5 protein-coding genes are annotated in these 6,503 nt (G+C 43.8%); 2 read left to right on the forward strand and 3 right to left on the reverse strand.

Annotated features, from left to right (window positions below; all coding sequences use genetic code 11):
• Nucleotides 1–243 precede the first annotated feature (243 nt).
• Together RG47T_RS02205 and RG47T_RS02210 are read left to right on the forward strand one after the other, a co-directional pair.
• The gene (locus tag RG47T_RS02205) at nt 244–1,623 is read left to right on the forward strand and encodes a M16 family metallopeptidase (RefSeq protein WP_074493045.1); all 1,380 of its coding nucleotides are present in this window, start codon (nt 244–246) and stop codon (nt 1,621–1,623) included.
• Nucleotides 1,624–1,634: 11 nt separating this feature from the next.
• Nucleotides 1,635–2,966 (forward strand): M16 family metallopeptidase, encoded by a 1,332-nt coding sequence (locus RG47T_RS02210; protein WP_074487808.1) that lies wholly within the window; start codon nt 1,635–1,637, stop codon nt 2,964–2,966.
• Nucleotides 2,967–3,017: 51 nt separating this feature from the next.
• Here RG47T_RS02210 and RG47T_RS02215 read toward each other — a convergent pair whose 3' ends face one another.
• From RG47T_RS02215 to RG47T_RS26280, 3 genes are all read right to left on the reverse strand, one after another.
• Complete coding sequence (locus RG47T_RS02215; RefSeq protein WP_074487810.1) at nt 3,018–4,136, reverse strand: AI-2E family transporter; 1,119 nt, start codon at nt 4,134–4,136, stop codon at nt 3,018–3,020.
• Nucleotides 4,137–4,860: 724 nt separating this feature from the next.
• Complete coding sequence (locus tag RG47T_RS02220) at nt 4,861–6,342, reverse strand: glycine--tRNA ligase (RefSeq protein WP_074487811.1); 1,482 nt, start codon at nt 6,340–6,342, stop codon at nt 4,861–4,863.
• Nucleotides 6,314–6,503 (reverse strand): hypothetical protein (locus tag RG47T_RS26280; RefSeq protein WP_216350994.1); only part of this gene is annotated, 190 nt, incomplete at its 5' end. The genes RG47T_RS02220 and RG47T_RS26280, both read right to left, overlap by 29 nt.

Here is a 6,503-nt window from a genome sequence, read left to right on the forward strand (position 1 = left end):
TATAAAATTTGGGCTAAGCACGGTTATAAACCATCAGCCATTAAAATCACCGACAGCTATAACTCAGATCTGAACTAAATATTTTATCAGGATGGCACTCGTACTCAACCGGAGAGCTTAATAGCGTATCGGTATATGATTTTACCTAAATGGTTAGTTTTCAGAAAATATTAGGTATCAGCTTAGTTACATTTAATAAGGATGTATTATATTAGGGCATTAACTTTAAACGTAATAAAAAATATGACCCAAAACCTTATCAAACGCCTGGGCTTATCTGCCGCAGGTGTTTTGTGCCTGCTGATGGTACATGCACAGCCCCGGCTTCCGCAGGGCTATTTCTGGAAAAAACTGTCTAACGGCCTCGAAGTAGTAGTGATCGAGAACAGCAAAGTGCCTTTAACCACTATTGAAATTGCTGTGAAAAATGGCGCTTATACCGAAGGCCCCGAATACAGCGGACTTTCGCACCTGTTTGAGCACATGTTTTTTAAAGCCAACAAAGATTATCCCGATCAGGCTTCGTTTTTGAAACGTACCCAGGAGCTGGGCGCCATATGGAATGGTACTACCGATGTAGAACGTGTAAACTACTTTTTTACATTTGATAAAGACAGCCTGAATGCCGGTTTAAAATTCATGAACGCGGCTATCCGTTTCCCCATTTATCGCGAAGAGGATATGAAAAAAGAGCGCCCGGTGGTTGATGGTGAGTTTCAGCGTGCCGAAAGCGATCCCGGTTTCCAGATCTGGTACGAAACGCAAAAGCACCTCTGGGGCGATCTCATCACCCGAAAAAATGCTATCGGGATCCACGAGATCATCAACACGGCCACGCCGGAGAAAATGATGATTATCAAAGATAAATATTATGTACCCAACAATAGTCTGCTTACCATATGCGGCGATGTAAAGCATGAAGATGCCTTTGCCATGGCCGAAAGTATTTTTGGCAGCTGGGCGAGCAGCGGGGTAGATCCGCAGGTAAAATATCCTATCCCGCCGTTTAAGCCGCTGGATAAAACCGAATATTATATTAAAGAGTCGCCTATAGCGCAAACGCCTTATATGCTGTTCTCATGGCAGGGGCCGGGCTTTGCGGCAGATTCTGCAGGTACTTTAGCAGCAGATGTGTTTAGCACCATACTGGGTTTAAACTCGTCTAAAGTACAGCAGGCCCTGGTTGATAAGGGCTTGGCTACTGCCGTACAGGTAGGTTATGGTACCACACGTTATACCGGCGAAATTGATATGTATGTAATGCCGAATCCTAATAAGTTAAAGGAGTGCTATACCGAAGTACAAAACCAGTTAAGCCTGTTGGTAAAGCCGGATTATTATACCGATGAGCAGTTGAAAGATGCCAAGGCTATTTTGCTGCGTAATGCTCAGCGTAATAAAGAAAAACCATCATCATTACCAAGCCAGTTGAGTTACCAGTGGTGCAGTACCTCGCTTAACTATTTTACCGATAACGACAGCAATTACCAGAAAATAACCCGTGCTGATATTGCCCGTTATGTGCAAAAATATATTGCAGGTAAGCCAATGGTTGCCGGCATAATCATTAAACCCGAACTGAGTAAACAAAACAATGTTGCCACTTTTTTTGCAGCTAAATAATTTTGATCGTTATGAAAAAAAGAATTTTTGTGCTGCTTATTGCGGCAACCCTATATAATATAAAGCCGGTGCAGGCGCAAACTGCGGCTTACGAAACCACCATTGATGGTGTTAAGGTAATAGTACAGCCCAGTGGTAATGATATTGTAGAAATACAAACCGTAATAAAAGGCGGTGTGCAAAACTATCCGGCCACCAAGCAGGGCATCGAGTCTATCGCTATGAGTGCCTTAACCGAGTGCGGTACATTAAAGCATGATAAAAATAGCTTTAAAAACCAGTTGGATAAAGTAAGCGCCCAGGTATACAGCGGCACCTATAAAGATTATTCGATACTGCGGATGAACTGTATTAAAAGTGATTTTGAAACCGTTTGGCCATTGTATGCAGAAGCGTTAAAAGAACCAGCATTTGATGCTAAAGAATTTGCCCGTGTTAAGCAAGATCAGATCAACAGTTTAAAGGATGCAGATTCTCGCCCGGATGTGGCTATTAATAATTATGCCAACCAGGTAGCTTTTGCCAACCGTGATTATGCTAAAAACCCCTCTGGTACGGTAGCCATTTTACAAGGGCTTACAGCCGAAGAAACTAAGGCTTACTATAAATCTGTATTTGTAAAATCGCATTTAACGATTGTAATTGTTGGCGATTTAAGCAAAGAAGAAATTGAAACCAAGGTAAAAGGCCTTTTAGCCGGCGTTAAAGCAGGCTCACCTTTTCAGTTGAAGAAATCATTCTTCAGGGTGTATAAAAATACCTTCTCGTCTGAACCCCGCGAACTGGCCACCAATTATGTGGTAGGTATTACCAGCGGCCCGTTGCCCGGCACGCCTGATTATAATGCTTTCCAGGTGGCCATGCGCATTTTCTACGATCGCCACTTTTTAGATGTACGTACCAATAACGGCTTGTCATATGCTCCCGGTGCGCAATTTAGCAATGGCAGTACCTCTTTTGCCAAGTTCTCGGTTTCTACCACCCAGCCCGATAAATACATTGCCGTGTTTGAGAAACTGGTAGATAAGATTAAGCACGAAGGCTATACAGCAGATGAGGTGAAAAATATGAAGACCACTTACCTTACCAGTTTCTATTATAAGCAGGAAACCAATGCGGCGCAGGCAAGTTCTATCGTAGCTAACGAAGTGATCCATGATAACTGGAAGCGCTCGTTAACCCTGGCCGATGATGTTAAGAAACTAACCCCCGCTGAAGTGAATGATGCTTTTCGCAAGTACATCGGCAACATTGTTTGGGTTTACCAGGGTGATACCAAAAAGGTTAATCCGCTGCTATATACCAATGGTACCATGGGGTCTGATAACCCGGTTAGTCACTAAATTGATAATAAGCAATATCAAACAGAGCTCCCGATAACACCGGGGGCTTTGTTATTTTGTGCCTTGGCCTTCAATAACTGTATCAGCGGTTCTTCCGCGCCTTCGGGTCCAGATCTGGCCGATATGGCGGGTAGGTACATTATCGCCCAATAGTTTACCCCAGGGTTTCAGATCGTCTATACGATCGAAGATTATCTTGAGCACCGCCACAAACGGTACCGATAAAAACATACCCGATATGCCCCATAGTGCATTACCCAGCAATACGATAACGATAGAAATGAGGGCGTTGATCTGTACCTTAAAGGATACTACCCTCGGGAACACAATATTATTATCTATAAACTGGATCACCAGGTAAGCAATGACGACACCCAATTGTGTGGAATAACCATCTTTAGTAACCGTAGCCATCAATACGGGCAGGGCAATGGCAATGATGCCGCCGATATAAGGCAACATATTTAATATAGCGCCGATAACGCCCAGTAGTATGGCATATTTAACCCCTAGTACCAGTAAAGCAATGGAGTTTAAAATGGCTACAATTACCATTTCTACCAGTAAACCCACAATGTAGCTTTGTACAGCCGATTTGGTTTCTTTTAAGATTTCTGCAACCCTGGCTGAGTTTTCTTCAGAAAAAACTTCGTACAAAAAGCTTAATATCAATTGTTTATAAAACAATAGCATAAAGGTGTACACCGGGATAAGGAAAACTATACTTAAGGTACCCAACACCGTATTAAGCGTCCGGCCCACAAGAGCCTTGCTGCCATTCATTGTGTTTTTAATAAAAGCCACTTGCTTTTGTGTTTCAATACCAAAACGGGTATATACCCAGCTTTCCAGATCGGTTATAATTTGTCCGAATTTTTCCTTTAATGCCGGCAGCGAATCGCTGAAAGCCATCGTTTGTGACGACAGGAAATACATGATAGCACCTACCAGTATCAAGGTGCTTAATAGCGAAAGTATAATGGATAACGCCTTGGGGATTTTATGTTTTTGCAGCCAGTTACATAGCGGGTTAAGTAATATGGACATCAACAAGGCAAAGGCCAGCGGTACCAGGATATCGCCCAGCGTTGACAGCATATAAACGAGCAATATGAGTCCGAACAGGATTACAGTTGTTTTAAGATAAAAAGGGTATTCTTTAATGGCCATATAGCAGGGTTTGGGGTACTACTATAGGGAATAAAAAAATGAGGAATATGTTTTAATAAACAATGTTTTTCCCCTCTCGAGAGGGGTTAGGGGTGTGTCTCTGCTAAAGGTGTGCTTCTTATACCGCAAATAACCCACCCCTGCCATGGCACATGCTTACGCACCCCCTCCGAGGAGGGGAATTGGGTAATCAGTTAAAACAAAAAAGGTTCTAATTTCTGCAGAACCTTTCAATTTATTTCATCCGTCGTCCCGAACTTGTTTCGTGATATCATCTGCTAAGTATACAATTACAAAGTCTACGGCCTGTCCTGTGGGGTGCTGAAACAAGTTCAGCATGACGGGTTGAGAAAAATAAAAAAGGTTCTGCATTTCTGCAGAACCTTTCAATTTATTTCATCCGTCGTCCCGAACTTGTTTCGGGATCTTATCTGCTAAGTATACAATTACAAAGTCTACGGCCTGTCCTGTGGGGTGCTGAAACAAGTTCAGCATGACGGGTTGAGAAAAATAAAAAAGGTTCTGCATTTCTGCAGAACCTTTCAATTTATTTCATCCGTCGTCCCGAACTTGTTTCGGGATCTCACTTGCTAAGTATGCAATTACAAGGTCTACGGCCAGTCCTGTGGGGTGCTGAAACAAGTTCAGCATAACGACGGGTTGAGAAAAACAAAAAAGGCCCTGCATCAAATGCAGAACCTTATCTCTTCAGCTTTCGCCTAAATTATTTCTTCAATAAATTTTTCCAGCTTACCAAATCACCGATGATCTTGTCCAACTGATCGGCAGGCACGCGTTCTTGCTGCATGCTGTCGCGGTGGCGCAGGGTTACTGTATTATCTTCCAGAGTCTGATGGTCTACCGTGATGCAAAAAGGTGTACCGATGGCATCCTGGCGGCGGTAGCGCTTGCCGATGGCATCTTTTTCCTCGTACTGCAGGTTGAAATCTAATTGCAGGCTTTCCATAATTTCGCGTGCTTTCTCCGGCAGGCCATCTTTTTTGGTCAGCGGGAAAATAGCCGCTTTAACCGGTGCCAGGCAAGGGTGAAGGTGCAATACGGTACGGCTATCCTGGCGTTCTTCGGTACTCAGGTCTTCTTCCTCGTAAGCGCTAATCAGCGTTAAGAGGAACATACGGTCCAAGCCAATTGAGGTTTCAATTACGTAAGGGATATAGTTACCGTAAGGTTTACCGGCTTCGTCCAGTTCAGGATCGAAGTACTGTAATTTCTTGCCAGAGAATTTTTGATGCTGGCTCAAATCAAAATCAGTACGGCTGTGGATACCTTCTACCTCTTTAAACCCGAATGGAAACTCAAACTCGATGTCAAAAGCGGCATCGGCATAATGCGCCAGTTTGGTATGCTCGTGGTAGCGATACTTAGCCGCATCGATACCTAAAGCCAAATGCCATTTTAGGCGGGCTGTTTTCCACTGCTCAAACCATTCTTTTTGTGTGCCGGGGCGAACAAAGAATTGCATCTCCATTTGCTCAAATTCGCGCATGCGGATAATAAACTGGCGGGCAATAACCTCGTTACGGAACGCTTTACCAATCTGGGCAATACCAAACGGAATTTTCATCCGGCCAGATTTTTGCACGTTTAGGTAGTTAACAAAGATACCCTGTGCAGTCTCCGGGCGCAGGTAAACTTTATCAGCATCATCTGCAATAGCGCCCATCTGGGTGCTAAACATCAGGTTAAATTGGCGTACATCAGTCCAGTTGCGGGTACCGCTTATGGGGTCTGCAATTTCATGCTCAATGATCAGGTCGCGCAGGCGGGTCAGGTCATCGGCTTTAAGGGCATCGTCCAGGTCCTTTTGTAAAAGTTCTGCTTTATCTGTTTTGCCGTCTTTATCGTAACGGGCAATTTTGTCTTCTAATAACTGGTCGGCACGGTAGCGTTTGTTTGAATCCTTGTTATCAATCATCGGGTCGCTAAAGCCACCTACGTGGCCGCTGGCTTCCCAAATTTTGGGATGCATAAATATAGCCGAATCAATACCAACGATGTTCTGGTTCATTTGCACCATGGCTTTCCACCAGTAGGTTTTAAGGTTGTTTTTCAACTCGGCCCCAAACTGGCCGTAGTCGTAAACAGCGCTTAAACCATCATATATTTCACTTGAAGGGAATACAAAGCCATACTCTTTGGCATGTGCAATTACATTTTTAAATAGTTCGTCGGTGTTTTTGCTCATAACGGGCGTAAAGATAAGTTTTTTGAGGAAGTCGGGAAGTCCGAAAGTCGGAAAATTCAGGAAGATAGAGAAAAGTAGCAGTGGCTAATGGCAGTAGCGTTCCTCTCTCCGCCCGCCATGCCGAACTTGTTTCGGCAACCCACAGGACAGGCAGACGGATG

It is taken from the genome of Mucilaginibacter polytrichastri (assembly GCF_001911425.1).
Classification (GTDB): domain Bacteria; phylum Bacteroidota; class Bacteroidia; order Sphingobacteriales; family Sphingobacteriaceae; genus Mucilaginibacter; species Mucilaginibacter polytrichastri.

Bases quoted from the DNA above. Each gene is read 5' to 3' on its own strand.
- RG47T_RS02205 (WP_074493045.1), top strand. From the start codon at position 244: ATGACCCAAAACCTTATCAAACGCCTGGGCTTATCTGCCGCAGGTGTT.
- RG47T_RS02210 (WP_074487808.1), top strand. From the start codon at position 1,635: ATGAAAAAAAGAATTTTTGTGCTGCTTATTGCGGCAACCCTATATAAT.
- RG47T_RS02215 (WP_074487810.1), bottom strand. From the start codon at position 4,136: ATGGCCATTAAAGAATACCCTTTTTATCTTAAAACAACTGTAATCCTG.
- RG47T_RS02220 (WP_074487811.1), bottom strand. From the start codon at position 6,342: ATGAGCAAAAACACCGACGAACTATTTAAAAATGTAATTGCACATGCC.